20 protein-coding genes are annotated in these 25,400 nt (G+C 69.9%); 11 read left to right on the plus strand and 9 right to left on the minus strand.

The annotated features are described in order from the left end of the window. Window position 1 precedes the first annotated feature (1 nt). On the plus strand, window positions 2-1,672 hold the full coding sequence (locus GTY96_RS10770; RefSeq protein ID WP_161664649.1) for an OmpA family protein: 1,671 nt from the start codon (window positions 2-4) through the stop codon (window positions 1,670-1,672). 168 nt (window positions 1,673-1,840) lie between these two features. On the opposite strand, the gene GTY96_RS10775 is transcribed toward GTY96_RS10770, so the two are convergent. Further along, window positions 1,841-2,614 carry an HAD family hydrolase gene (locus GTY96_RS10775; protein WP_161664650.1) on the minus strand — a complete coding sequence of 258 codons (774 nt, stop codon included), beginning with the start codon at window positions 2,612-2,614 and terminating at the stop codon, window positions 1,841-1,843. A 105-nt stretch (window positions 2,615-2,719) separates the two neighbouring features. On the opposite strand from GTY96_RS10775, the gene GTY96_RS10780 reads away from it, so the two are divergent. Beyond that, the gene (locus GTY96_RS10780; protein WP_143901045.1) at window positions 2,720-3,280 is read left to right on the plus strand and encodes a sugar O-acetyltransferase; all 561 of its coding nucleotides are present in this window, start codon (window positions 2,720-2,722) and stop codon (window positions 3,278-3,280) included. On the opposite strand, the gene GTY96_RS10785 is transcribed toward GTY96_RS10780, so the two are convergent. Beyond that, window positions 3,261-4,445 (minus strand): excinuclease ABC subunit UvrC, encoded by a 1,185-nt coding sequence (locus GTY96_RS10785; RefSeq protein WP_143901046.1) that lies wholly within the window; start codon window positions 4,443-4,445, stop codon window positions 3,261-3,263. The two genes, GTY96_RS10780 and GTY96_RS10785, sit on opposite strands and share 20 nt — an antisense overlap. 125 nt (window positions 4,446-4,570) lie before the next feature. Continuing rightward, window positions 4,571-5,740: a tRNA guanosine(34) transglycosylase Tgt gene (gene tgt, locus GTY96_RS10790; protein WP_143901048.1), complete on the minus strand. Its 1,170-nt coding sequence runs from the start codon at window positions 5,738-5,740 to the stop codon at window positions 4,571-4,573. A gap of 268 nt (window positions 5,741-6,008) precedes the next feature. On the opposite strand from tgt, the gene GTY96_RS10795 reads away from it, so the two are divergent. Both GTY96_RS10795 and GTY96_RS10800 read left to right on the plus strand, forming a co-directional pair. Next, window positions 6,009-7,607, plus strand: coding sequence for an ABC-F family ATP-binding cassette domain-containing protein (locus GTY96_RS10795; RefSeq protein ID WP_143901050.1), 1,599 nt, complete (start codon window positions 6,009-6,011; stop codon window positions 7,605-7,607). A gap of 432 nt (window positions 7,608-8,039) precedes the next feature. Then, window positions 8,040-10,517, plus strand: a complete 2,478-nt coding sequence (locus GTY96_RS10800) for an eCIS core domain-containing protein (RefSeq protein WP_201755971.1) — start codon at window positions 8,040-8,042, stop codon at window positions 10,515-10,517. Between the two features lie 12 nt (window positions 10,518-10,529). Here the strand turns inward: GTY96_RS10800 and GTY96_RS10805 are convergent, their stop codons facing one another. Next, entirely contained in the window at window positions 10,530-11,231 is a 702-nt protein-coding gene (locus GTY96_RS10805) for a lysozyme family protein (protein ID WP_161664651.1), read from the minus strand. 123 nt (window positions 11,232-11,354) lie between these two features. Between GTY96_RS10805 and GTY96_RS10810 the strand changes: the two genes are divergently transcribed. Both GTY96_RS10810 and GTY96_RS10815 read left to right on the plus strand, forming a co-directional pair. Beyond that, window positions 11,355-13,130, plus strand: coding sequence for a serine hydrolase domain-containing protein (locus GTY96_RS10810; RefSeq protein ID WP_143901054.1), 1,776 nt, complete (start codon window positions 11,355-11,357; stop codon window positions 13,128-13,130). Window positions 13,131-13,160: 30 nt separating this feature from the next. Further along, on the plus strand, window positions 13,161-13,781 hold the full coding sequence (locus GTY96_RS10815; protein ID WP_161664652.1) for a hypothetical protein: 621 nt from the start codon (window positions 13,161-13,163) through the stop codon (window positions 13,779-13,781). On the opposite strand, the gene GTY96_RS10820 is transcribed toward GTY96_RS10815, so the two are convergent. The 5 genes from GTY96_RS10820 to rfbB all read right to left on the minus strand — a co-directional run bounded on the left by GTY96_RS10820 (window position 13,782) and on the right by rfbB (window position 18,343). Further along, on the minus strand, window positions 13,782-14,843 hold the full coding sequence (locus GTY96_RS10820) for a YihY/virulence factor BrkB family protein (protein WP_161664653.1): 1,062 nt from the start codon (window positions 14,841-14,843) through the stop codon (window positions 13,782-13,784). A 146-nt stretch (window positions 14,844-14,989) separates the two neighbouring features. Continuing rightward, the gene (gene rfbC, locus GTY96_RS10825) at window positions 14,990-15,535 is read right to left on the minus strand and encodes a dTDP-4-dehydrorhamnose 3,5-epimerase (protein WP_143901060.1); all 546 of its coding nucleotides are present in this window, start codon (window positions 15,533-15,535) and stop codon (window positions 14,990-14,992) included. After that, window positions 15,532-16,413 (minus strand): glucose-1-phosphate thymidylyltransferase RfbA, encoded by an 882-nt coding sequence (gene rfbA, locus GTY96_RS10830; protein WP_161664654.1) that lies wholly within the window; start codon window positions 16,411-16,413, stop codon window positions 15,532-15,534. The genes rfbC and rfbA overlap by 4 nt, the downstream gene beginning before the upstream one ends. Next, entirely contained in the window at window positions 16,410-17,324 is a 915-nt protein-coding gene (locus GTY96_RS10835; protein WP_161664655.1) for an SDR family oxidoreductase, read from the minus strand. The genes rfbA and GTY96_RS10835 overlap by 4 nt, the downstream gene beginning before the upstream one ends. Beyond that, a complete protein-coding gene (gene rfbB / locus GTY96_RS10840; RefSeq protein WP_161664656.1) occupies window positions 17,321-18,343 on the minus strand; it encodes a dTDP-glucose 4,6-dehydratase in 1,023 nt (340 codons plus the stop codon). Before rfbB ends, GTY96_RS10835 begins: the two co-directional genes overlap by 4 nt. A 151-nt stretch (window positions 18,344-18,494) precedes the next feature. Here rfbB and GTY96_RS10845 point away from each other — a divergent pair, with 151 nt between their 5' ends. The 5 genes from GTY96_RS10845 to GTY96_RS10865 all read left to right on the plus strand — a co-directional run bounded on the left by GTY96_RS10845 (window position 18,495) and on the right by GTY96_RS10865 (window position 25,390). Beyond that, window positions 18,495-20,102, plus strand: coding sequence for a glycosyltransferase (locus tag GTY96_RS10845; protein ID WP_235685521.1), 1,608 nt, complete (start codon window positions 18,495-18,497; stop codon window positions 20,100-20,102). Next, complete coding sequence (locus GTY96_RS10850; RefSeq protein WP_186001879.1) at window positions 20,089-20,544, plus strand: hypothetical protein; 456 nt, start codon at window positions 20,089-20,091, stop codon at window positions 20,542-20,544. Before GTY96_RS10845 ends, GTY96_RS10850 begins: the two co-directional genes overlap by 14 nt. A 190-nt stretch (window positions 20,545-20,734) precedes the next feature. Then, the gene (locus tag GTY96_RS10855) at window positions 20,735-22,015 is read left to right on the plus strand and encodes a glycosyltransferase family 4 protein (protein ID WP_161664657.1); all 1,281 of its coding nucleotides are present in this window, start codon (window positions 20,735-20,737) and stop codon (window positions 22,013-22,015) included. Beyond that, on the plus strand, window positions 22,012-23,046 hold the full coding sequence (locus GTY96_RS10860; protein ID WP_161664658.1) for a hypothetical protein: 1,035 nt from the start codon (window positions 22,012-22,014) through the stop codon (window positions 23,044-23,046). The genes GTY96_RS10855 and GTY96_RS10860 overlap by 4 nt, the downstream gene beginning before the upstream one ends. A gap of 22 nt (window positions 23,047-23,068) precedes the next feature. After that, window positions 23,069-25,390, plus strand: coding sequence for an HAD family hydrolase (locus GTY96_RS10865; protein WP_161664659.1), 2,322 nt, complete (start codon window positions 23,069-23,071; stop codon window positions 25,388-25,390). The last annotated feature ends 10 nt before the right edge of the window (window positions 25,391-25,400 follow it).

Consider the following 25,400-nt stretch of genomic DNA (forward strand, 5'->3'; position numbering starts at 1 on the left):
CATGCGCTCCCTCTTCTCTCGAATGGACCTCACCTTGCGTACCCAGGCACAGAGCTGGGCGCTGGCCGCGCTGTTGGCCACCGCCGTCGCCCCCGCCGCCTTCGGACAGAGTGTCGCCAGTCCCCTCGTCCCGCTGGACCTGGAGCGCCTGCGCTTCCAGCCCGCGGCGACGGACTCCATGCTGGTGGACACCGGCCGCGTGCTCCCCGAGGGCGGCTACCGCCTGCTCCTCATGGCCAACTACGAGCGCGGCATCCTCCTGCTCCAGGGCAGTGATGGGCTCAAGCGCTCCATCCTGCACTACCGCACGTCGGGGTGGCTCGCGGGGGCGTGGTCCCCGGTGGACCGCCTGGAGCTGTCCGCGCGACTGCCCGTCATCATCTCCCAGGGAGGTCATGGCGCGGAGCAGCTGGTCGGCGTGACGGCGCCGGACTCCTTCGGGTTGGGAACGCCCGAGCTGGGCGCGCGCTTCGAGCTGCTGCGGCGTGAGGAAGGCGCGCCGGTGTTCCTGGGCCTGGGCCTGGACATCGGGCTGCCCGGCGGCACCGCGGACGCGTTCGGCCGTCAGCAGGGCTGGGCCGGGTTCCAGGTCGCGCCTCGCGTGGCGGTGAGCCGCGAGGTGGGCCCCCTGGCGCTGGGGCTCAGCGCGGGCGTGCGGATCCGCTCGCGGGAAGTCGAGCCGGGCCGCGATGTCGGCACGGAGCTGGAGCAGGGCCTGGTGGTGGCGACGCGCGGCAAGGGTCTGCGGGGCGAGGTCGTGCTCCAGGCCGCGGAGTCGCTGGTGCAGTCCGACGTCGCGTTGGAGCTGTTGGGCGGCCTGCGGCTGCCGGTGGCCTACGGCTTCGAGGCCTTCGCGCTCGCGGGGCACGGCTTCACGGACATCCCAGGCACGCCGTCGTTCCGCCTGGCCGCGGGCATCGCGTACGCGAACGAGCCCAAGCCGGTGGACCGCTGCCAGGATGGACGCAGCCACACCCCGGCGCAGTGCCCGAACCTGGATGACGACGGGGACTCGGTGCCCAACGGGCAGGACCGCTGCCCGCTGGAGGCCGGCTCCGTGGACAACGGCGGCTGCCCGGACAAGGACACGGATGGGGACGGCGTGGTGGACCGGCTGGACCAGTGCGCGTCGCAGGCAGGGTCGGCCCGCTACAACGGCTGCCCGCCGCCGGACGCGGACCAGGACGGCGTTCCGGACGACGAGGACGCGTGCCCCCACGAGGCCGGCCCCGCGGCGGAGCGCGGCTGCCCCGTGAAGGAGCAGAAGCCGCCCGAGGAGCCCAAGCCCCAGCCGCCGCCCGAGGAGCAGCCCGCCCCGGTGGAGACGAAGTCGCCGCTGGAGCACATCGTGCAGTTCCCGGTGAACCAGTCGGAGTTCCAGGAGAACGAGCAGCGGCAGCTGGACGACATCGCGGCCTACCTGAAGGCGAATCCCCAGCTCGCGATCCGGATTGAAGGCCACACGGACAACAGCGGTCCGGAGGACGCGAACCGCACGCTGAGCCAGCAGCGCGCGGACCGGGTGCGCGCGTATCTCATGAAGAAGGGCATCGCGGGCTCGCGGATGGAGGCGAAGGGCTACGGCCCCGACCGTCCGCGCGTGTCCAACGAAACACCGGAAGGCCGCAGCGCGAACCGCCGCGTGGAGTTCGTCCCCGTGTCGGGGAGCTGACTCCAGGTCGCGCCAGAGTGACGCCGCTTCGTGGGCCTCCACGAAGCGGCGAGCGGTCGCATCCCGCACCCACCGGATGCGACCGCGCCGCGCGGACACATCCGGCCCTCACGGAACGCCGCTGTCCCCGCCCGGCGGCCGGTCCCCGCGGAGCCGTTCGCGGATGACTCAAGCCTCTTCGGCGTGCAGTTGCACCAGCCCAGGCAGCTCCGCCGCGCGCTCGCGCAGCCGGACCTTGGGGCGGATGGCCACCGGGACGCGGGACGCCGCGAGCAGATCCAGGTCGAACACGTTGTCCCCGAACGCGGCGCAGAGCGGCCGGTCCGTGCGCTGCCTCAAGCAGTTCACCTTTCCGGGGCCGTAGGGCACGGGCTCGAAGACGGACGTCTGCAACCGTCCCGCCTCCTCCTTCGGCGTGCACGCCAGGACGAACTCCGAGGAGATGCCCACCTCCTTCACCGCGGCCTCCACCACCGCGCGAGGCGACGCGCTGACCACGTAGCAATCCACCCCCTGCCCCCGCGCCCACTCCACCACGCGGCGGGCTTCCGGATGGATGCGCTGGGCCACGCCCCGGCGTGACACCACGTCGTGGGCGAAGCCGCGCACCTCCTCCGCGTGCCAGCCCGCGAAGATCCACGCCATCATCTCGTAGGTGGCCTTCTCCGGGAGCCGCCCGGCCTCGAACGCCGCGAACAGCGCGCGCGCCAGCGTCACCGCGTCCGGATGCCCCTCCACGCCGTGCCGAGCCCCCAACCGCTCCATCTCCAGGCGGGCCTCGGGCCGCACGCCGCCATGCTCCAGCAGGGCCAGGAACAGGTCATCGCCCACATCCCCGCTCCACAGCGTGCCGTCCCCGTCGAAGGCCAGCACGCCGTCAGGCGTCAGCGCGACCTCACGACGGATGCGCTCCAGCGTCTCCTCGACCCGCTCGATCCTCATGTCCCGCATCCTCGCTGGCCCGCCTGTTCGGTGTCACCCGCCCGAGGGCTTCCTTCCCTCGGGGTGTTCAGCATCGCGCCGGAGGGCGTGACTACGTTGCCCGTCATGGCACGGACGGAAAAAGAGAAGATGCTCGCGGGCCAGCTGTACGTCGCGGCGGATCCCCAGCTGGTGGCCGAGCGGGCCCGCGCGCGCAAGCTCCTGCGCGCCTACAACGCCTCCACCGAGGAGGACCTGCCGCGACGCGAGAGCCTGCTCGGCCAGTTGCTGGGAGCGGCGGGCGAAGGGACGTGGATCGAACCGCCCTTCTTCTGCGACTACGGCGAGCACATCCGCCTGGGCGCGCGCGTCTACATGAACTTCCAGTGCGTCATCCTCGACTGCAACACGGTGACGATGGGAGATGACGTGTCCCTCGGCCCCGGAGTGCAGCTCTACGCGGCCACGCATCCGCTGGATCCGGACGAACGCATCCAGGGCCCGGAGCTGGGCCGCCCCATCACCGTCGGCTCCAAGGTCTGGGTGGGCGGCGGCACCATCATCTGCCCGGGGGTCTCCATCGGGGAAGGGTCCACCATCGGCGCGGGCAGCGTGGTGACGAGGGACATCCCGCCGTATGTCTTCGCGGCCGGCAATCCCTGCCGGATCATCCGGAACCTGCGCTGAAACCACCGCCCGAGGCATCGGCCCCGTCCGCCCCCGGCCCCGCCACGGTGCGCGCCAGCGTGCGCGCCAGCGCATCCCGGGCCTCCGCCAGCGCCTCGTCGCTCCCGTCCCCCGTCCGCGCGGGCACGGTGGACTCCAGCTCACCGGGATGCAGGCGGAACCACTTCGCGATGAGCATCACCTCCTGCGCCTCCTGGGCGCGGAGTCCAATCGCCTCCGGCTCCGGCACCGAGAAGATGTCCCGCACCCGCGCCTCCAGGTCCGCGTGCGCCCGCGGCGTCCGGGGCGCAGGCACCTCCGCGCGGATGCGTCCCCGCCGCAGCACATACGCCCGGTCCGCTCCGCCGTGCCCCCGCACCGTGTAGACCAACGAGAGCCGCCGCAGCGTGCGCCCCAGCTCGACGATCCACGCCCGCACGTTCTCCAGCCGCTCGGCGCGGTCGCGCAGCTCCGCCGCGTACTCGAACTGGAGGCGACGCGCCGCCAGGGCCATCCGCTCGCGCAGGATGACCAGCGGACGGTCCGACTCTCCGTTGAGGAACGCCCGCGCCAGCGCGACGCGCTCCAGATACTCCACCTGCGAGCACCCTGCCGCGCACGGCGACAGACATCGCGCCGTCTGCCCGCGCAGGCACCTCGGGTCGTCCTTCAGCGCGAAGAGCGGGAGCTGATCCGCCAGCCGCATGGGCGTCCGCGCGGGGCAATCGCGCAGCTCCAGCAGGTCGTTCACCGCGCGGACCACGTCCTCCATGGTGTGCCGGCCGTGGAAGGGCCCGAAGTATTCCGCGCTCCCGCCGCCGGGCTGTCCCACCACGCGCAGCCGGGGCACCTCCTCCCGCGTGAGCTGGAGGAAGCAGTGCGCGCGGTCGCGCTTGTGCTCCACGTTGTAGAGCGGCCGGTGGCTCTTGATCAGCCGGAACTCACGAAGGAGCGCCGCGAACTCGCTGGCCGTGTACTCCCACTCCAGCCGGTGCGCCTGGGCGATGATCTCCGCGGCCTTCTCCCCCTCCTCCGCGCGGAAGTACGACAGGAGCCGCGTGCGCACGCGCACGGACTTCCCCACGTAGAGCAGCTCTCCGGCGGGACCGAGCATGCGGTACACGCCGGGCCGGTTCTCCGCGTTGGCGCGGACGTGACTCAGGAGGGTGGCGACGCGGGAGTCCATGCGGCGGTGAGCCGGGCCACGCCCGGACCTCGCAGGCTAACCGGCCACGTCCCGCCGCACCGCTGTTGCCTCTCGCGTCCCGTCGCCCCGGCCGGAGGGCGGGCGACGGGACACGGGCCCGAGGCTCAGCCCACTTCCTTCAACGTGGCGGCGCTGGCGGCGGCCTCGTCCTTCAGGTCCTTGGGCGTGGCGACGGCGGCCTTCAGCTCGCGGTACGTCTGCGCATAGCCATTGCGCAGGATGCCCTCGCGGATGCGCTCCATCAGCTTCTGGTAGTGCCGCACGTTGTGCACCGACAGGAAGCGCGAGCCCAGGTGGTGCTTGCCGCGCATCAGGTGCTGCAGGTAGCCGCGCGAGTAGCGCTTGCACACGTAGCAGTCGCACTCCGGGTCCAGCGGACCGTCCTCCAGCTGGTATGCCGTGCGCGTGATGCGCACGAGCCCCTGGAACGTGTACGCGTACCCCTGCTGCGCCATCTTGGTGGGGATGATGCAGTCGAACATGTCCACGCCGCGCAGCACCGCCTCCAGCAGGTCCGTGGGAGTGCCCACGCCCATCAGGTAGCGCGGCTTGTCCTTGGGCAGGGACGCGGTGGCGCGCTCGGTCATCGTGTCGCGCTCGACCTTCGTCTCCCCCACCGCCAGCCCGCCGATGGCGAACCCGTCGAAGGGCAGCTTCGTGAGGAACGCGGCGCTCTCGTCGCGCAGCGCCGGGTGGACGCCGCCCTGGACGATGCCGAACAGCGCCTGCCCCGTGGCGCGCTGCTCCTTCGCGGCGAGGCTGCGCACGGCCCAGCGGTGGGTGCGCTCCATGGCCTCGCGGGTGCCCGCTTCGTCCGTGCGCGAGTCGATGCACACGTCGAGCACCATCATGATCTCGGAGTTGATCGCCTGCTGCATGGCGATGCTCGACTCGGGGCTCAGGAGGCGCCGGCTGTTGTCGTAGAAGCTGCGGAAGTGCGCGCCCTTCTCCGTGATGAGCCGGTCCTCCGGCAGGGAGAAGATCTGAAACCCGCCCGAGTCCGTGAGCACCGCGCCGTCCCACCCCATGAACGGATGGATGCCGCCGAAGCGCTCGAAGACCTCCGGGCCGGGCCGGAGCATCAGGTGGTAGGTGTTGGCGAGGAGGACCTTGGCCCCCGTCTCCTTCACCTCCTCCATGGCGAGGTGGCGGAAGCCGGCGTGGGTGGCCACCGGCATGAACATCGGCGTGGGGAAGGACCCCTTGCGGGTGTGCAGGATGCCCGTACGGGCGCCAGTGGGGTCGGTGTTCAGGAGTTCAAAGCGGACGGCCATTGTCGGGCCTTATACCCAGCCCGCCCGCCTGGAGGCACCCGGTTCCTGGGGACGCCTGCCCGGCCTCCAGGGGGACGCCCCTCCCGGCCCGGCCCGGCGGGGGCGCCACTTTCCCTACCTGGGGCACATGGGGGACGGACCGGGGGGCGAGGGAAGCCGGCATTTCCGGGGCGGGCCGGCGGTTACATTGGGTCCTCCGGTACGCTGCCGGGCCTCGATTCACCGCGCGTCTTGGGTCGCCGCGCCATTTCCGTTACAAGCCGCCGCCATGTTCAACGTCATCAACGTCTCCAAGGCCTATGGGCCCAAGAAGCTTTTCGAGGAGGTCAACGTCGCCTTCTCGCCGGGCCGCCGCTACGGCCTGACCGGTCCGAACGGGGCCGGCAAGTCCACGTTCATGAAGATCCTCGCGGGTGACGAGGAGCAGGACATGGGCGACATCATCCGCCCGCGCAAGCTGGGCATCCTGCGCCAGGACCACTTCCGCTACGAGAACGACCGCGTCCTGGACGTGGTGCTGATGGGCAACCGCCACCTGTGGGCGGCGATGGACGAGAAGAACAAGCTGCTCGCCAAGGCGGACATCACCGAGGAGGACGGCAACCGGCTGGGTGAGCTGGAAGGCGTCATCGCGGAAGAGGACGGCTATTCGGCGGAGAGCGACGCGGCCACGCTGCTCGCGGGTCTGGGCATCGAGGAGAGCTTCCACGAAGGGCCGATGCGGCAGCTCACGGGCGGCCTGAAGCTGCGCGTGCTGCTCGCGCAGGCGCTGTTCGGCAAGCCCGAGGGGCTGCTGCTCGACGAGCCCACGAACAACCTGGACATCGACTCCATCCGGTGGCTGGAGAACTTCCTCCACGTGTACGAGGGCGTGCTGATCACCATCAGCCACGACCGGCACTTCCTGAACTCCATCTGCACGCACATCGCGGACATCGATTACGAGACCATCATCCAGTACACGGGGGGTTACGACGACATGGTCCGGCAGAAGTCGCAGCTGCGGACCCGGGTGGAGTCGGAGACGGCGGAGAAGAAGAAGAAGATCGCCCAGCTGCAGGACTTCGTGGCGCGCTTCCACGCGGGTACGCGCGCGTCGCAGGTGCAGAGCCGCATCAAGCAGATCGACAAGCTGAAGACGGAGGACCTGAAGCGCTCGAACATCGCGCGGCCGTTCATCCGGTTCGACCAGAAGGTGGTCAGCGGCCGTCAGACGCTGATGTTCGAGGGCCTGAAGAAGTCCTTCGACGGGGTCCCGGTCATCAAGCCGTTCACGGGGCTGGTCTGCAAGGGCGAGCGCATCTGCGTCATCGGCCGCAACGGCGTGGGCAAGTCCACGCTGGTGAAGATGCTGGCGGGGCAGCTGGAGCCGGACGCGGGCACCATCACCTGGGGCCACCAGGCGTCGGTGGGCTACCTGCCGCAGGACCACCACGGCGTCATCCACAAGGGGACGACGTGCTTCGGCTACCTGCGGGAGATTAGCGAGAAGCTGACCAACGAGGAGATCTCCGGCGTGCTGGGCCGGATGCTCTTCTCCGGCGAAGAGCGGATGAAGAACACGGACACGCTCTCCGGTGGTGAGACGGTGCGCGTGCTGCTGTCCAAGCTGATGATCATGCAGGACAACGTGCTCATCCTCGACGAGCCGACGAACCACCTGGACCTGGAGTCCATCGCGGCGCTGGCGGAGGGCCTGTCGAAGTTCGAGGGCACGGTCATCGTCGTGACGCACGACCAGGAGCTCATCTCCGAGGTCGCGACCCGCATCTGGAGCCTGGAGGCGGGCAAGGACGTGCTCGACTTCAACGGTCCCTACTCGGAGTTCATGGAGAAGCACTCGGACGCCGCGCTCAAGCGCCGGTAATCCGTTTCACGGACTTCCGTGGCGCCTGCGCCGCCCGCTTCCGGTTCGCCGGAAGCGAGGCGGCGTTTTCGTGCGCGTGGGCTGGAGGTTTCACGAATCACGGCGGCTCGTCACGACGGGGCACGGCGAGCTCTTGCGCGGCCCCGTCGGCGGCCTTCCTCTGCCTCCCTGCGCCCGCCCCCCCTCACCAGGACCCGCATCTCTCCTATACTCCGCGGACGCCGCTCAACGGCGGTCTCGTTCACGAGGGGGGCCTCCACCATGTTCGCGTTCGACCGGAAGCCGCGTCCGTCTTCGGAGCACTCTCCTGCCCCGAAGCGTGAATCACAGCGCCCAGCCGTCGGGCGCGCCGCTTCAGACGCAGACGTGGGAGGCGAGTTGTCGCCGCCGGTCGCGCCCGGTTCCCGGTTTGATTTCGCCAGCATCCCCATCATGCCGCCACGGACTCAGCGCAAGCTGACGATCAGCTCCCCAGAGGATCCGTTCGAGCGCGAGGCGGACGCGGTGGCCGACAAGGTCATGCGGGCGCCGCGACCGGCGCCCATCGGCCCGGAGCCGCACCGGGCGAAGGCCGGAGGGGGAACGGCGCGCGCGCTCGCGCCGCCGGTCGTCCACGAGGTGCTCGCTCGGCCCGGGCGCCCGCTGGAGCCGGCCGCGCGGGCCGCGATGGAGGGGCGCTTCGGAGGCGCCGACTTCTCCTCCGTGCGCGTGCACGACGACGCGCGGGCCGCGGAGAGCGCCCTGGCGGTGGGCGCGCACGCCTACGCCGTTGGGAGCGACGTGGTCTTCGCCGCCGGGCGCTACGGGCCAGGGACGGCCACCGGAGACCGGCTGCTGGCGCACGAGTTGGCGCACACCCTCCAGGGCGGCGCGACCACGCTCCACCGACAGCCATTGGACACGCCGCTCCTTGACGTCGGCACGGACGCTCCGCAGTCACTGAAAGGCTCCATCGATGACTCAAACCCGCGGGCAGTCCAGAGCGAGATCGCGAGGATTCGCCGCTGGCTGGCGCGGCAGCGTCCCGGGGCCGACAACGCGACGACGCAGCACCTGCGCGATGAGCTCGCCCGGCTGGAGGCTCGCATCGACCCGGCGTTGCAAAGGACGACGGTCTGGGACGCGTTCGCCCCCCTCTTCAACAAGGAGTTCGCGGGAGTGCTGAACGTGTTTGGCGTGCCGCCGGTCCCACTGGCGCCCGCCAGGCTCCAGGCGCTCTTCACGGACACCCAGCGCCAGAAGCTGCAGGACTTCATCCTCGCCCGGCGCATCCCCGACCGCCTGTTCAACGGCACCGACCAAGGGAAGACCACCGCGCAGCAGCGCCTCCTCCTCTCAGCCCACATCCTCGCGAACGGCGTCTACCGGCCCGGCTCGTTCGACCAGCGGGTGCATGCGCAGTACTGCTTCCATTGGGTGCAGATCGTCCACCACTACGCCGGCGCCACACCGCCCGGGGCCGGCTTCTCCGGGGGAGTGATGGGGACCTTCGACCCCATGGGCGCCGCGGCGTTCACCACGGGGAAGGAGATAGACGTCTCGAACCCGAAGCGGGTCTCGAAGCTGAAACTCCCCGACGATGAGTCTCCGGGCGTTGTCGAGACGCCCCCGTCTTGCGGCACCGGACAGGAGGGGACGCTCAAAGAGGTGTCGCCAGCTCCAGCGAAGCCGCCGTCCTGCGGCCTGGGCCCGCTGCACGCGGGAACGAAGCAGGCGGAGGCGTCGGAGAAGGCCGAGGCCGCGGCCCCCGGCAAAGGGGAGAGGTTCTACCGGCAACCGCATCTTCCTTTCGAAAGATTCAATGAGTTTCAAACGGGAGATTGGCTCTACATCTACAACGCCAACGCCTCGGAAGGCGGTGGGCACAGCGTCATCTTCTCTCACTGGGAGACGGGGAAAGACCTCGTCCAAACGCCACCCGGCGCCCGCTTCCGCGTGGCCATCGTCTGGAGCCAGCCGCGGCCCGACACCGGCGGCGTGCAGCATCGGGCGAACCTGGGCGACCGCTTCGTGCCCAACCCCGCGAACAACCTGGCCCCCTTCGTCACACCCGTGACGCACGTCTCGCGGGTGACACCCGACACGGGGCCCGCTACCACCGCGGCCGGGATGCTGCCGGGCCCCACTGGCGCGGCAGCAACGAAACTGGCGAAGGACAACGAGGACTTCATCAAGGGGAAGAGGCTCAAGGGGCCGGTGAACCGGAAGAAGCTCCACGCGTGGCTCCGGGACAAGAATCAGTCCTTCATGGCCTCGCTGGGGACCCACCTGGATCCGGGACAGCGCGCCGTGCTCGGCGGCGTGAACCAGGGCGACGACCTGGAGGCGCTGGTCCGCCTCTACCAGCGGCTGCGCCCCCTGAGCGCCAACGCCAGACTGTTCGACGCGAACATGCGCGCCTACTACGCAAAGCTGGACCCAACGTACCAGGCGGCAAAGGACAAGAAAGAGGCCGCGTCGGCGACAGCGGCCAAGCATCTCCACGATACCGAGGCCGAGATCCAGTCGGTGGAGAGCGACCCTCGGGTGAAGGACCCGACGCTCGTCCGCGAGCTCGAGGCCGCCGCCGCCGATGTGCAGCGCGAGATCTCGAAGCTGAAGGACGGCCCGGAACGCGATGAGCTGAAGATGCGGCGGGAGCGCCTTCTGGATCGGGCCGACGCGGCGCGCGGAGTGCAGCGAAAGAACGTGGAGCTGCGCGCCAGCCGCGACAAGGCGCTCAAGGCGCGCGACGCGACGGAGGCCATCAAGCTGCCCTTCGGCGTTGTCCACCCTGGCGACCTCCGAAAGGAGGCCCGGCCGCAACGGATCACCGGGAAGATGGCGGACATCGACTCGGACATCGACTGGGGCAAGTTGGTGGATCCCGCCCCGACCGCTCCCCCCACCACGACACCCAAGAAGCCGTGAGCGTGCACCGCCTCAACCGACGTGTTCACCGTTGCCATGCGCCTTCAATGCCGCCGCCAGGTAGTCCCGGCGCCGCTCGAAGCGATCCCGGGGAACGCCCCACTCGCCGGTCATCTTGGCCTGGTTGGAGAGCACGTCATAAAGGCCCTGGAGGTCGTTGTGGGCGATGATCTCCTGAATCTCCCTGCGGGTCGCGGGCGTGTAGTCACCTCGATACCGCAGGTCCACGACCACGTCCTTGATCGCGGGGTCCAGGTTCTCCCAGTCGACGTTGCCATATTTGGCGACCGTGTCTGACTTGCTGGAGATGCGCTTCACATCCGCGGCGTATTGGCCATACACGGCGCTGAACAGCTTCTTCTGCGCCATCGGTGAAATCTGGATGACTTTGACATCAGCCCTGGCGATGAAGTGGGCCGCCTCATTGCCGGTCAGCTTCGCGCCCTGGGCGAGGAGTTCGGCGTCCCCCCGGGGCACACCCGCGGCGATCAGATCGGAGACGACGGACTCCTGGGTCCGCTCTCTCATGTCGTAGCCGCGGCCAATCGTGACCCCCGAAGCGCCTCCGGGACAGTGGGCCTTGCGGCTGAAGTAGGCCCCCCTCGTCTCCTGCCCTTCGGCATCGAACGTGAGCTGCCCCTCCGGAACGGAGAAGTCGCTGACGAAGGTCTCCGGCGTGGAACTCTGGGAACCAGGATCGAGCAGGTCTGTCATATTTTCGACGAACTGTACCGGATCAAAAGCGGGCGTGGGAGGCGGTCCGTCTTCATCGAGCCGCCTGAAACATCGTAGGGAGTGCAATCGAAACGGAGCGGGGCCGTGTCGCTACACATGGGCATGACGATCCCCCCCTCTCCGTTGTTCGGCGCCCGCAGGCTCCTCGGCATCCTGCTGCTGCTTCCCCTTCACGTCGGCGCTGTCCCCCTCCAGGAGGATCCCGCGGAGCAGCTCGTGGGCCTCTGGGGCAGCGAACGCGTCATGGGGCCCCAGGTCCGTGGGGAGCTGACCCTGGTGCGTCGCGAGAGCACCTGGTCCGCGCGCATCGCGGGATTCGAGCTCCCGGCCCGGGTCGACGGCCGGAAGGTCTCCGTCGTCCTTCCCGATGGTCAGGGCGAGCTGCGAGCGACCCTGGCGGAGGACGGCACGAGCATCGCGGGTCATTGGATCCAGCCGCGGACCATGAGCAACGGCATGGCGTTCGCCACGCCCGTGGAGCTTCGCGCGCTCCAGACCGGCGTCTGGCGCGGGGTGGTGGCGCCCCTGGAGGATCGCTTCTCACTGTATCTGGTGGTTCAGAAGCAACCCGACGGCTCCGTGGCCGCGTTCATCCGCAACCCTGAACGGAACTTCGGCAACCGGATGCTGTTCCAGGTCCAGCTCCGGGACGGCGCCGTCCAACTCACCCCCGTGGCCGGAAACCCTCGGCTTGAAGGCACGTTCGATGCGGACTCAGGACGCTTGTCCTTGGTCCATCCGTTCCTGGACGCGACCTTCGACTTCACGCGCCGGACGCGGTCCGAGGCCGTGGGCCTTTACGCGCGCACGCCCGCCCCGGGCCCTTACGTCTACCAGAAGCCCGTGGGTGAAGAGGATGGCTGGGCCACGGCGTCACTCGCCGACGTCGGGATGCAGGTCGAGCCCATCCAACAGCTCGTGCAGCGCATCCTCGACCAGGAGCCAGGACAGGAGCCGGCGCCCGCCATCCAGGGGCTGCTGATCGCGCGCCACGGGAAGCTGGTCGTCGAGGAGTATTTCCGGGGCTTCGACAAGGAACGCCCGCATGACCTGCGCTCCGCGTCGAAGACCTACGCCTCCCTGATGATAGGCATCGCGTTGGATCAGGGCGCCCCCTTCACCGTGGACACTCCGGTGGTCTCGCTGTTCCCTGAATACAAGGGGAAGATTTCGAACCTGGACGCGAACAAGCGCAAGCTCACCGTCGCGCACCTGATGACCATGTCGACGGGGTTGGCCTGCGACGACAACGACCAGGCCTCTCCAGGAAACGAGGACCGGATCGATGACAGTGTGCCGGATTGGTACAAATACACGCTGGACCTCCCCATGGTGCGCAAGCCCGGTGAGAAGGCGGTGTACTGCTCCGCGAACATCAACCTGTTGGGCGGAGTGCTCCGCAACACCACCCGCACGTGGATTCCAGAGTTCTTCGAGAAGCATGTCGCCAGGCCGCTCCAGATGCGCGGCTACCACGTCAACCTGATGCCCGACACAGAGCAGTACCTGGGCGGTGGCATCTCCATGCGTCCACGCGACGCGCTGAAGCTCGGGCAGCTCTACCTCGGCGGAGGAACGTGGAATGGAAGGCGCGTCGTGAGCCAGCGCTGGGTGGAGCGTTCCACCGCCCAGCACGCGACGATGGAGCCCGGGCGAACGTATGGCTACGCCTGGTGGCGCCACGAGTTCCGCGTGGGTGACCACGTGTACTCGGAATACGAGGCCGGAGGGAACGGAGGACAGCTCGTGATGGTCATCCCCGAGCTCGACCTCGTCGTGATGTTCACGGGAGGCAACTACAACAATTCGGCCGTCTGGCGGAAGTTCCGGGAGGAGCTCCTGCCTCAGTTCATCATGAGCGCCGTCACCCCGAAGTAGGCGCCCCGTCTGCTAGCGTTCGCCGCCGTCATGAAGAACGCCTGCTTCCTGCTGCTGACCCTGACGTGCGCGCTGGCCGTCGTCTCCTGCGGTCCTTTCGACTGCACCCCGGAGAACTGCGGGGACGGCTGCTGCTCCGCGAACAACGAGTGCGTCGTCTACCGCGGCGACTCCGAGTGCGGTCCCAACGGCGGCGCCTGTGAGCGCTGCGCGGACGGCAGTGTCTGCCGGCTGGATCAACAGGCGTGCTTCGCGGGGGTGATGAGGACACGCGTGCAGCCCCGCTGGGCCGTCATCGCGGAAGTCGACCCGGCGAATGGGGAGGCGTGGGACTCCGATGGCTCACCGCCGGATGTCGTCGTGGAGATGCGCTGCCCATCCACCTCCGAGCGCACCCGCACCGAGGAGAGTGAGAGCTGGGAGCCTCGATGGAGGACGGGCAGTTGCGAGGTCATCACCTCCAACCTCCTCCGCTACCCCATCGAGATCTCCATCTTCGACAACGACGACTTCATCTTCGATGACGAGTTCGGCACCATTCATTACCAGGTCACCCCCGCCGACCTGAATCTGGGCCGGATCGACATCGCCATCCCCAGAGCCGTGGAACGTCTGGTCATCGACCTGACCCATTCCTATTCGGCTCGATAGCTACCGCGCCGTGGACTTGCGGCGCATCAGGAACACGCCCAGGCCCACGCCCGCGGCCCACTTCGCCGCCGCCGCCAGGGGCGTCTTGCCCAGCGCCACCGGGCGGCTCTCGTAGGCCGGCTGGGGTGAAGTGGGCCGGAAGTCCGTGGCGCCGGGCAGGTTCGCGCCCTGCTCCTCCGCCTCCGTCTTCGTCACGTTCGGTCCCGGCGCATCCGGATCGCGCTGGCCCGGCGACTTCCCCTCCGGCGACTTGTGCTCGAGGATGCCGTTGATCTCCGCCCCCAGCAGGATGACCTGGCAGGAGATCCACATCCACAGCAGCATCACGATGACGCCGCCGATCGCGCCGTAGTTCACGTCGTACGAGCCGAAGTTCGCCACGTACCGCGAGAACGCCCACGACGCAGCGACCCAGATGAGCACCGCCACCACCGAGCCCGGCGTGATGAACTTGAACTTCTGCTTCACGTCCGGCAGCACGTAGTACAGCACCGCCAGCAGGCTCATCATCAGCAGGCCCGCCACCGGCATGCGCAGCCACAGCACGATGCCCTGGAGGGGGTCGCCCAGCCTGCTCGCCACCGCCGGCGTCACGACCGCGATGATGGCCGCCAGCACCACCGTCAGCGCCGTCCCCAACGTCGTCAGGAGCGCGATGCCCCGCTTCTTCCAGAACGGGCGCTTCTCCTCCACGCCGTAGACCGTGTTGAGCGCCTCCATCAGCGCCACCACGCCGCCCGACGCGGCCCAGACCGCGCCCACGCCACCCACGGTCAGCAGCCCCACGGGATTGCTCGTCGCCAACGCATCCAGGCGCTCGCCTAGAATCTTCGTCACCTCCTGCGGCGCCACCTTCGACAGCTCGTGGATGAGCTGCTGCGCCTGATGCGGGTCAATCAGCAGGCCCGCCAGGGACACCAGGAACAGCAGGAAGGGGAACAGCGCGAGGATGCCCTGGAACGTCAGCGCCCCCGCTACGTTGCCCACGTTGTCCCGCGCCCACTCATCCTTGAGGGACTTGAAGAACTCCTTCCAACTCATTCCCCTGCCGGGCAAGACCATGCCGTCTCCTCCTCGGAAGAGATTGGGCATTCCATCCCCCGGCTGGCCTCCTCCCCACGGGCGATGCCCGCCCCCCTGCCTGCTCACCGCGCAGGGGGCACGCGAAGGCAAGCCCCCCGGTCCACGCCCGCCCGGCCGCTCCCGAATCAGTAGGCGGGCAACACCGGCGCGTCCTTGAGCCGGGGCGCGCGCTGATCCTTCACCGACAACAGCGGCTCCTTCACGGGCCAGGGGATCGCCAGATCCGGATCATCCCAGGCCACGCTCCGCTCGGACTCCGGCGCGTACAGCGACGTGCACTTGTAGAAGAAGTCCGCGGAGTCGCTCAGCACGCAGAAGCCATGCGCGAAGCCCGGGGGGATCCACAGCTGCCACTTGTTCCCCGACGACAGCTCCGCCCCCATCCACCGGCCGAACGTGGGCGAACCCTTCCGCACGTCCACCACCACGTCCCAGACCGCCCCCGCCAGCACCTGCACCAACTTCCCCTGCCCGTTCGGCTCCTGGAAGTGCAGGCCCCGGAGCGTCCCGCGCACCGACCTCGACAGGTTGTCCTGCACGAACGGGCCGGGGATGCCCGCGTCCGTGTAGCGCTGGGCATGGAACGTCTCCACGAAGAAGCCTCGCGAGTCCCCGAAGACGCGGGGCTCCAGCAGGAGGACCCCGGGAAGCTCCGTGGCCTGCACCTTCATGACGCCCCTCCCCGGCTCGCGCGGAGCGCCAGCAGGTACTGGCCATACTCGTTCTTCAACATGGGCGCCGCGAGCGCCTCCAGCCGCGCCTCGTCGATGTAGCCCATGCGGAAGGCGATCTCCTCCGGACATGCGATCTTCAAGCCCTGGCGACGCTCGATGATCTCGATGAACGACGACGCCTGCATCAGCGACTCATGCGTCCCGGTGTCCAGCCACGCATAGCCGCGGCCCATCAACTCCACGGTGAGCTGGTCGCGGCGCATGTACTCCGCGTTGACGTCGGTGATCTCCAGCTCGCCCCGCTTGCTGGGCTTGAGCCCCGCCGCGATGTCCAGGACCTGGTTGTCGTAGAAGTACAGCCCGGTGACGGCGTAGTTGGAGCGGGGCTTCGCGGGCTTCTCCTCGATGCTCACCGCCCGGTTGCCCGGCGCCAGCTCCACCACGCCGTAGCGCTGCGGATCCTTCACCTGATAGCCAAACACCGTCGCGCCGGACACGCGCCGCGTCGCCCGCCGCACCAGCTCGCTCAGGCCATCCCCGTAGAAGATGTTGTCACCCAGGATGAGCGACACCGAATCGCCGCCCACGAAGTCCCGGCCAATGACGAACGCCTGCGCCAGTCCCTCCGGCCGAGGCTGCTCCGCGTACTGGAAGGACATGCCCCACTGCGCCCCGTCGCCCAACAGGTCGCGGAAGCGCGGCAGGTCCTGCGGCGTGGAGATGATCAACACCTCCCGGATGCCCGCCAGCATCAGCGTCGTCAGCGGGTAGTAGATCATCGGCTTGTCGTAGACGGGCAGCAGCTGCTTGCTCACCACGAGCGTCAGCGGATACAGGCGCGTCCCCGAGCCTCCCGCGAGGATGATTCCCTTCATCCCGCCTCCCCGGCCTGGACCTGGAGCCAGCTCGCGTGGAAGCGCCTCAGGGACTCCGCCAGGGCCAGCGGCTTCTCCGCCAACTGCTCCCGCGCCTTGTCCGTCCGCAACCCGCTGCGCAGCGGTCGGGGCGCCGACAGCTTCAGGTCCGCCATCCGCGTGGGGACCACCAGGCCCGCGTCGAAGCCGAACACCTCGCACAGCGCCCGCCCGAAGGCCACGCGGTCCAACACCGTGGCGCCGCTGGTGTTCCACGTCCCACCCAGCCGCCGCTCCCCCAGCTCCACCAGCATCGCGGCCACGTTCTGCGCGAAGGTCGGCGACACCACTTGATCCTCGAAGAGCTTCACTGGTTGCCCCGCCGACAACGTCTTCACCAACCACGCGCCGAAGTTGAGCCGCCCCTCCACCGGAGGCCAGCCATACACCACCGCGGTCCGCGCAATCGCACACCCGGGCGCGAGCACGCGCGCGGCCTGCTCGCCCAGGTGCTTCGTCACCGCGTACACCCCCCGCGGGTTCGGCACCGCGTCCTCGCCGTAGGGGCCCGCGTCCCCGTCGAAGACATAGTCCGTGGACACGTGCACCAGGTGCGCGCGGGCCCCGTGCGCCCACCGGGCCACCGCCGCCGAGGCGGTGACGTTCGCGGCGTAGGCGGCTTCAGGCGCCTTCTCGCAGGCGTCCACCTCCGTCATCGACGCGCAGTGCAAGACGACCTCCGGCGACAGGCGGGACAGCACCGGCGCCACGTCCGCCTCGCGCGTCAGGTCCAGCGCCTCGTAGTCGAACGCCCCCGCCACCCGGCGCGGGCCCCGCCCCAGTCCCACCACCGCGTGGCCCTTCGCCGCCAGCAGCGCGCACGCCCGGCGGCCCACCAGCCCGTTCGCTCCCGTCACGACGAAGCGGCTCATGCTCCATGCCTCCGGGACGCCAGCGCGACGGTGTTCCGGTACTCGCGGCTCAGCACGCGCCCCCACCACTCCGGGTGCTCCACGTACCAGCGCACCGTGTCCGACAGCCCCTGCTCGAAGGAATGCGTGGGCGCCCACCCCAGCTCGCGGCGGCTCTTCGTCGGGTCGATGGCATACCGGCGGTCATGCCCGAGCCGGTCGGTGACGAACTGGAGCAGGGACTCCGGCTTGCCCAGCTCCGCGAGGATGCCCTTCACCAGGTCCAGGTTCCTGCGCTCCGCGCCGCCGCCCAGGTTGTAGACCTCCCCCGCCGTCCCCCGCTCCAGCGCCCGCAGCAGCCCCAGGCAGTGGTCGTCCACGTGCAGCCAGTCGCGCACGTGCTGGCCATCCCCGTAGACGGGCAGCGGCTGGTCCCTCAGCGCGTTCACCACCATCCGAGGGATGAGCTTCTCCGGAAACTGGTAGCGCCCGTAGTTGTTCGAGCAGCGCGTCACCACCACGTCCATGCCGTACGTGTGGTGATACGCGAGCGCCAGCAGGTCCGCGCCCGTCTTGGACGCCGAATAGGGACTGGAGGGCTGCAGGGGCGAGCGCTCCGTGAACGCCCCGGACGGCCCCAGCGAGCCGTACACCTCGTCCGTGGAGACCTGGACGAACCGGCGCACGCCGCGCGCGCGGCACGCCTCCAGCAGGTGCTGCGTGCCCAGCACGTTGGTGGTGACGAACACCGCCGGGCCCTCGATGGAGCGGTCCACGTGGCTCTCCGCGGCCAGGTGGAGCACGGCGTCGATGGCGTGCTCCTGGAGCACCCGGTCCACGCACGCCCGGTCGCCCACGTCGCCGTGGACGAAGACGTGGCGGGCGTCGTCTTCCAGGCCCGCCAGGTTCTCCAGGTTGCCCGCGTAGGTGAGCAGGTCCAGGTTGACGACCTTCCAGTCCGGCCGCTCTCGGAGCAGGAAGCGGACCAGGTTGGACCCGATGAAGCCGCACCCACCCGTGACCAGGACGTTCGTTGACATGGACCCAACCTCGGGGACGCGTGGGCGGCACTGGCTACTGTGTGGAAGTGCCTCCGTCAAGGCACGTCGAGCCCGCTTGTAAGGGCAGGCTCTCAGGTTGTAAGGGAACGCGCGCGTGTCACCGCGACCACCTCACGGCCCGGGCGGACCCTTGCACATCCATCAGCTGGTCACCCGCCTGGCGTGGGGCGACGCGATTGGCAACCAGGTGCGCTACCTCCAGAGCCTGCTGCGCTCCTGGGGACACACCTCCGAAATCTACGCGGACGCCTGGGATGACGCCTGCCGGGACCAGGTGCGCGCCGCGAAGAGCTACCCGCGCGAGGCCACGCGCGACTCCGTGCTGCTCGTGCACCACAGCTTTGAATCGAAGCTGGTGCCGCTCATCGCGCGCGCTCGCGGCCGCAAGCTGCTCGTCTACCACAACATCACCCCCGCCCGCCTCTTCGAGGGCTTCGACCGGGGGGCCGTGCTCGCGTGCGACGCCGCCCGCCAGGAGCTGCTGGCCCTGCGCCCCCACGTGGACGGCGCGTTCGCCTACTCGCGCTTCAGCGCGGAGGAGCTCGTCGCCGCGGGCTACCCGCGCGTGGACGTGCTGCCCTTCGCCATCGACTGGCATGCGTTCGACACGCCGCCGGATCCGGCGCTGATGGCGGAGCTGGACGACGGCTGCTCCAACATCCTCTTCGTGGGCCGCGCGGTGCCCAGCAAGTACGTGGACGACGTGCTGCGTGTCTTCACCGCCTACCAGCGCCTGTACCAACCCAAGAGCCGCCTGCTGATCGCGGGCAACATCCACCGCGACGCGCCCTACGGCGGCTTCCTGCACGGCCTCAAGGACCTGCTCGGCCCGGAGCGCATCCAGTTCCTGGGCCGCGTGAACGCCGCGCAGCTGTCCGCCTGCTTCGCCTCCGCCACCGCCTACCTGTCCATGAGCCGGCACGAGGGCTTCGGCGTGCCCCTCCTGGAGGCCATGTACCGAGACGTCCCCGTCGTCGCGTACGGCGCCGCCGCCGTCCCGGAGACCCTGGGCGGCGCGGGCCTCACCACCTTCTCGCGCGAGCCCGTGGACGTGGCGCAGCTGCTCGCCGTGCTGGAGCGAGACCCCGGCCTGCGCGCCCAGGTCCTCGACGCGCAGCGCGCCCGCGTCGCCGCCCTGTCCCAGAAGGCCGTGGCCGCGCAGGTGCGCACCGCCCTGCAGGGGTGGTTGGGGGGTCGAGGGCCCGGAGCGACCTCCGCGGCGCTCCCCACGGCCGCCATCGAGCTCGTCTGTCCCGGCCTCTGCGCGCGGCCGGAGGCCCCCATGTCGCGGCTCGCGCGCGAGCTGCACCGGCGCCTGCCCGATTCGCGCCTGCTCGCCCTGCGGGGGCGCGGAGAGGCGCCCGTCCTCTCGCTCGGGCCCCAGACCCGGGACGGCGTGCCCGTGTGGCACTTCACGCCAGACCAGCCCGTGGGCCCCGCCCCGGAGCCGCTGCCGGGCTCGTCGTCGCTGGAGACGGCGGTGCGGGCCTCGCCCGCGACGGTGGTGCTCCTGGGCACGGACACCGCGGCGGCGCAGGCGCTGATGCCGGGCGTGGGCCGCCGGAGCTGGGGCGTGCGCGACGCGGCCGCCGCGTCCGACGAGGCCTCCACGGAGGCCGCCCGGCAACACCTGGGGCCTCGCCTCCTGGAGCTGGACCGCGCGGACATCGACGCGGTGGCCCAGCAGCTGGTCCAGGCGCTGTCATCGAAACGAGGAGCCCGCCATGCACGCCGATGATCTGCTCACGGCCCAGCCCACGGCCCAGGCCGTGGCCGCCGCCACCGAGCGCCTCCCCGAGCCGTCCACCGCCGCGCGCGACCAGCTGCGGCGCACGCTCGCCGCGTCCCTGCGCGCGCCCTCCGCGGGCCAGTGGCCGGCGCTGCTGTTGGAGGCGCGCTCGAAGGCGGACGTGCGCTACGTGGAGCCCGCGACGTCGCACCGCCCCGTGCTGGGCCCCGTGCTCGTCTTCGCCAAGCGCTCCTTCCGGGGCGCGTTCCAGCCCTTCATCAACGAGGTGCTTCGGCGCCAGGTGCACTTCAACGAAGCCATCCTGGACGCGCTCACCGTCGTCATCGAGAACCAGCGCGAACACGCGCGCACGCAGGCCCTGTGGCGCCGTGAGATGGAGGGCCGTTTGAAGCAGCTTGAAAAGGATCCGCCAGGCCCATCCTCCCATTGAGTGCATGGTCGCCTGCCCGACGGGACGGCGGCCGGACAGGGCGTTGACGCAGCAACCTTCTCCGCGCTACATCGGCCGCTCGCTTCGCCTGCCTCGTCAATCCTGAGGGGGATGCCACGGGGAGACTCAACGGCGGCGGCGAATCGTTTCCTCCGGGCCGCATCCAGCCCACGACGCGAGTTGCCAAGGCATGAAGATCGGGTTCCTCGTTGGAGACATCGCCAATATCTCCGGTGGTTCCAACGTCATCCTCGAATACGCCTCCCGGTTGCAGGACCTTGGCCACGAGGCCGTCCTCATCACCCCGGGCCCCGTCAAGCTGACGTATCCGCTGTGGCACCCGCGACTGGCGGACCTGCCGCGCCGGTCGCTCGCGGAGGCCGAGGGCGAGTCGTTCGACTTCGCGTTGGCGACGTGGTGGATCACGTTCTACGACCTGTGGCGCGTCAACGCCCGGGTGTACGGCTACCTGAACCAGAGCCTGGAGTCGCGCTTCCACGCGGAGCGCCACTACAAGCTGCTCAACCGGCAGACGTATTCGCTGCCGCTGCTCTTCGTCACCGAGGCGAAGTGGCTGGTGGAGTTCATCCAGACGCTCCAGCCGGAGGGGCGGTCCCTCTACGTCCAGAACGGCCTGTCCCGCGACCACTTCCCCTGCGTGCAGGCCCCGCCGGAGCGCGGCGGGAAGCTGCGCGTGCTGGTGGAGGGCCCCTGGGGCGTGGGCTTCAAGGGCGTTCCGGAGACCTTCGAGGTGCTGGAGCTGGCGGCCGCCCAGGGTGTCCAGTTCGAGACAGGCTGGCTGGCATCGTCGTCCGGTGGACAGAAGCCCACCGTGGGAGGGCAGCCGGTGCAGGTGCACGAGCGCATCCCCATCAACCAGGTGCACCAGGTCTACGGCCAGTACGACGTGCTGCTGAAGCTGTCCCGCGTGGAGGGCATGTTCGGCCCGCCGCTGGAGATGTTCTCGCAGGGCGGCACCGCCATCACGTACACGGTCACCGGCACCGACGAGTACATGGTGCACGGGCAGAACTCGCTGATGGTGGAGCCGTACAACCACCGGCAGATCGTCCAGTTCCTGCGCCTGTTGAGCACGCAGCCCGCGTACCTGGCGCACCTGCGCGCGAACGCGCTCGCCACCGCGAAGGCGTTCACGGACTGGGAGTCGAGCACGCGCCAGGTGGCCTCCGGCCTGGAGGCCCTGCACGCGGAGGGCTGGACGAACACGCACCTGCGCCCCGCCCTGGCCGCGATGTCCACGATGCACGGCCACTGGCTGGACGACGTCTGGCGCGGGGCGCGAGGGGAAGGCGCCTCCCCGCTGCACCCGTACGTGGGGCCCGGCGAGCAGGTGCTGCTCGAGCGCTACCGCCGGTTCAAGAAGTCCCGCCCCGTCCGCGCGCTGCAGAACCTGGTGTCCGACGACTTCAAGAAGTCCCTGCGCGCGCGCATCACGCGAGTCCTGTCATGAGAGTCCATCCGCCCTCCTCCCTCCAGCGCGTCGCCTTCCTGGGCGAGCCGGCCTTCGAGCCGCACGTGCCCGTGCAGGCGGCATGGGCCGAGGTCCGCTTCTTCCCCGTGACCGCCGGCCGGTGGGAGGACGCCATCGGCGCCGCCCAGGCGTGGGGCGCGAACGCGACGCTCGTCTTCCGCCCGCAGGACCTCACGCCGGAGCTGGCGGCGCGGCTGCCCGGGAGCATGAGCATTGGCGTCATCCCCGCGCCGCTCTTCAGCGCGGATGAGATGGAGCGGCTCTCCCGCATGTCCGGCCCGGACGTGAAGGGCTTCCGCTGGCTCACGTACCTGGAGACGCCCACGTCGCCGGAGCTGGCGCGGCTGCCGCTGCTGCAGACGCTGCCCCTGCCGGTGGACACCGCCCGGTGCCCCACGGGCCCGCGGCTGGACTGCCGCCGGGTGCTGGTGGCGGACTGGGCCAGCCCGACGCCGGAGGCGCTGGAGGCGCTGCGCAAGGTGGGCCCGGTGGACGTGCTGCCGTCGCAGGCCACGGCCGGGGACATCACCCGCGCGCTGGAGCAGGCCGGGACCCTGGTGTACGCGTCGCGAGACCTGATGGGCCGGTTTGATCCGCTGCCGCTGCTGGCCATGGCGCACGGGCTGCTCGTCATCGCCGACACGGTCTTCGCCCCCGAGTGGAACATCGAGCCGGAGGACGAGTTCCTCTACCGGCCGGACGGCCAGTGGGCGCGCTCGTTGGATGAGACCGTGCGCATGCCGGTGTCCTTCCGGGCGGTGCGCATCCGGGCCTGGCAGAAGATGCGCGAGGCGTTCGACGCGTCCGCGTGCTTCCAGCGCGTGCTCCACGACGCGCACCTCTTCGCGGACCCGGTGGCGCACCTGGCGTCGCTTCGCCCCGTGGGGCCGCCGGTGGCGGTCCCCGTGGCCGTGGAGGCCGCCCGGTCCCCGGAGTCCTCCGCGAAGGAGCCCCTGGGCGCGGAGAAGGTCACGCGTCTGAGCCGCGCTCGCGCGGCCGTCACCAACTAGAGCGCAAGGACACTGGAAGCAGATGAAAGCCCGCCGTGAACCCGCAGCGGCCGCGCTGCTTCCCTCGCTCCAGCGCTGGGCCGTGGAGGCCGCGCGCGACCTGTACCTGACGCAGAAGGGCGCCCCCCCCGCCTCCCATCATCCCCGCGCCAGCCCGCGCGAGCGCGTGTCGGTGCTCGCCTCGGAGGCCCTGCCGGAGTGGGTGGAGGGGCTGTCGGAGGCCTCGCGCGTGTTCCGCCCGGGCGACGCCCCCCCCATCGAATCCTCCCCCTTCGCCACCCTGCGCGAGCGCCTGCTCACGGCGACGGCGGGCTACGACGTGGTGGGCTTCGACGTCTTCAACACGCTGGTGGTGCGCAGCGTGGAGGGCGAATGGCTCAAGACGGCCGTGGCGCGCGGCTTCCATGCGCGGCTGAAGGAGCTGCTGAGCCCGACGCGAATGCCCACGGCGGCGCAGGTGCGCCAGCGCCGGTTCGACCTGGAGATGGAGATCGCCGGGGAGCAGGTCGCCCAGGGGCGCGACAACGAGGTGGACTTCGAGGCCCTGGTGCTGCGTTGGGCCGGCACCTGGGTGCCGGTGGAGCCGCACCGCTCGCGCCTGGCCGCGGAGCTGCGCGCGCTGGAGCTGGAGTTGGAGAAGCGGGCGCTGCGGCCCGCGCCGGGCATCGCGGAGCTGCTGTCCGCGCTGAAGGCCCAGGGCAAGCGGCTCATCTTCGTGAGCGACATGTACCTGTCCGCGCCCCTGCTGCGGGAGCTGCTGAGGCACTGCGGGCTGGAGCAGTACTTCGACGCGGGGTACGTCTCCATCGACGAGGGCCTGCGCAAGGCGTCCGGCCGCCTGTTCCCGCGCGTGCTGGAGCGAGAGGGACTGAAGCCCGAGCAGCTCTTCTTCGTCGGCGACGACGAGAACGCCGACAACGTGCAGCCCCGCCGGCTGGGCATCACCACGTTGCGCGTGGAGGATCCCGACGAGAAGCAGCGCCGCCGCCGGCTGGAGGCCGCGCAGAAGGCCGTGGAGCGGAATCCCTACTGGGCCGCGCACTACGTGGACGTCGTGCTGAGCAACGAGGCCCACCATGTCCGCGGGCCGGAGGACGACCCCAACTACCAGCTGGGCCGCACGCTGGCGCCGGGCATCGTGGCCTTCGTGGTGGACGTCATCGAGCGCGCGGAGAAGCTGGGCATCGACCATGTCTACTTCCTGGCGCGCGAGGGCCTGACGCTGCTCAAGGTGTTCGCCATCCTGAAGGACTCGGGGATCTTCCGCCGGGTGCCCCAGGCGCACTACCTGTTCGTCAGCCGCGCCTCCACCATCCTCGCCTCCATGCGCGAGCTGAGCTGGGAGGAGGTCCACCGCTTCTGGCGCCAGTACAGCCGCCAGTCGCTGCGCGGCCTGCTCAAGAACCTGTCGCTGCCCCAGGACGAGTTCATCCAGCTGGCCGCCGAGTGCGGCATCACCGACCCCGACCAGCCCATCCTGGAGCCCACGAAGGACGCCGCCTTCATGCGCTTCCTCGCCTCGCGCCGCGTGCGCGTGGCCTTCCACCAGCGCCGCGACGAGGCGCGGGCCGCGCTCGCGCGCTACCTGGAGTACCGCGGGATGATGGGCCTGGAGCGCACGGCGCTCGTGGACATCGGGTGGAAGGGCAGCATGCAGGACAACCTGATGCGCGCCTTCGAGCACGACGCGCGCTTCCCGGAGCTGCACGGCTTCTACCTGGCCTACGTGCCGGACGGTCAGCCCCAGGCGAAGAGGTCCTTCAAGTACGGCTACCTGTCGGACCTGCGGCGGCGCGACCTGGAGGAGGCGGACTTCCTGCGCAACACCGCCATCTTCGAGATGATCACCACCGCGAACCACGGCAGCACCATGCGCTATGGCGCGAACCCGTGGGCGCCGCACCTGCCGCTCCCGGAGCTGCTGCACCACGAGCAGGAGAAGGACAACAGCGCGCGCTTCTTCCGCCGCGTGCAGGAAGGCATGTACGACTACGCGCGGGACTACGCGCGCCTGTCACCGCTCCTGCGCTTCACCGCGGACGAGCTTCAGCCCGGCACGCTCCAGGAGCTGCTGCGCTACACCCGCTACCCCACGGACGAGGAGGCGCGCGAGTTCCTCAAGTACTCGCACGTGGAGAGCTTCGGCGTGCATGAGGTCACCACCTTCGGCCTCAAGCTGGACCTGCGGAAGCTCACGCAGCACGGCTCGGTGAAGGGAGCGCTCAAGGAGGCGTGGAAGGCCTTCGAGACGAACTCCTGGCGCGACGGCGTGGTGAAGCGCAGCGGCCTGCCGCTGGCGAACCTGGCCTATGACGCCTGGTTCACCTGGCGGGCCATCCGCTAGCCGCCCAGGC

It is taken from the genome of Corallococcus silvisoli (assembly GCF_009909145.1).
GTDB classification, from domain to species: Bacteria; Myxococcota; Myxococcia; order Myxococcales; family Myxococcaceae; genus Corallococcus; species Corallococcus silvisoli.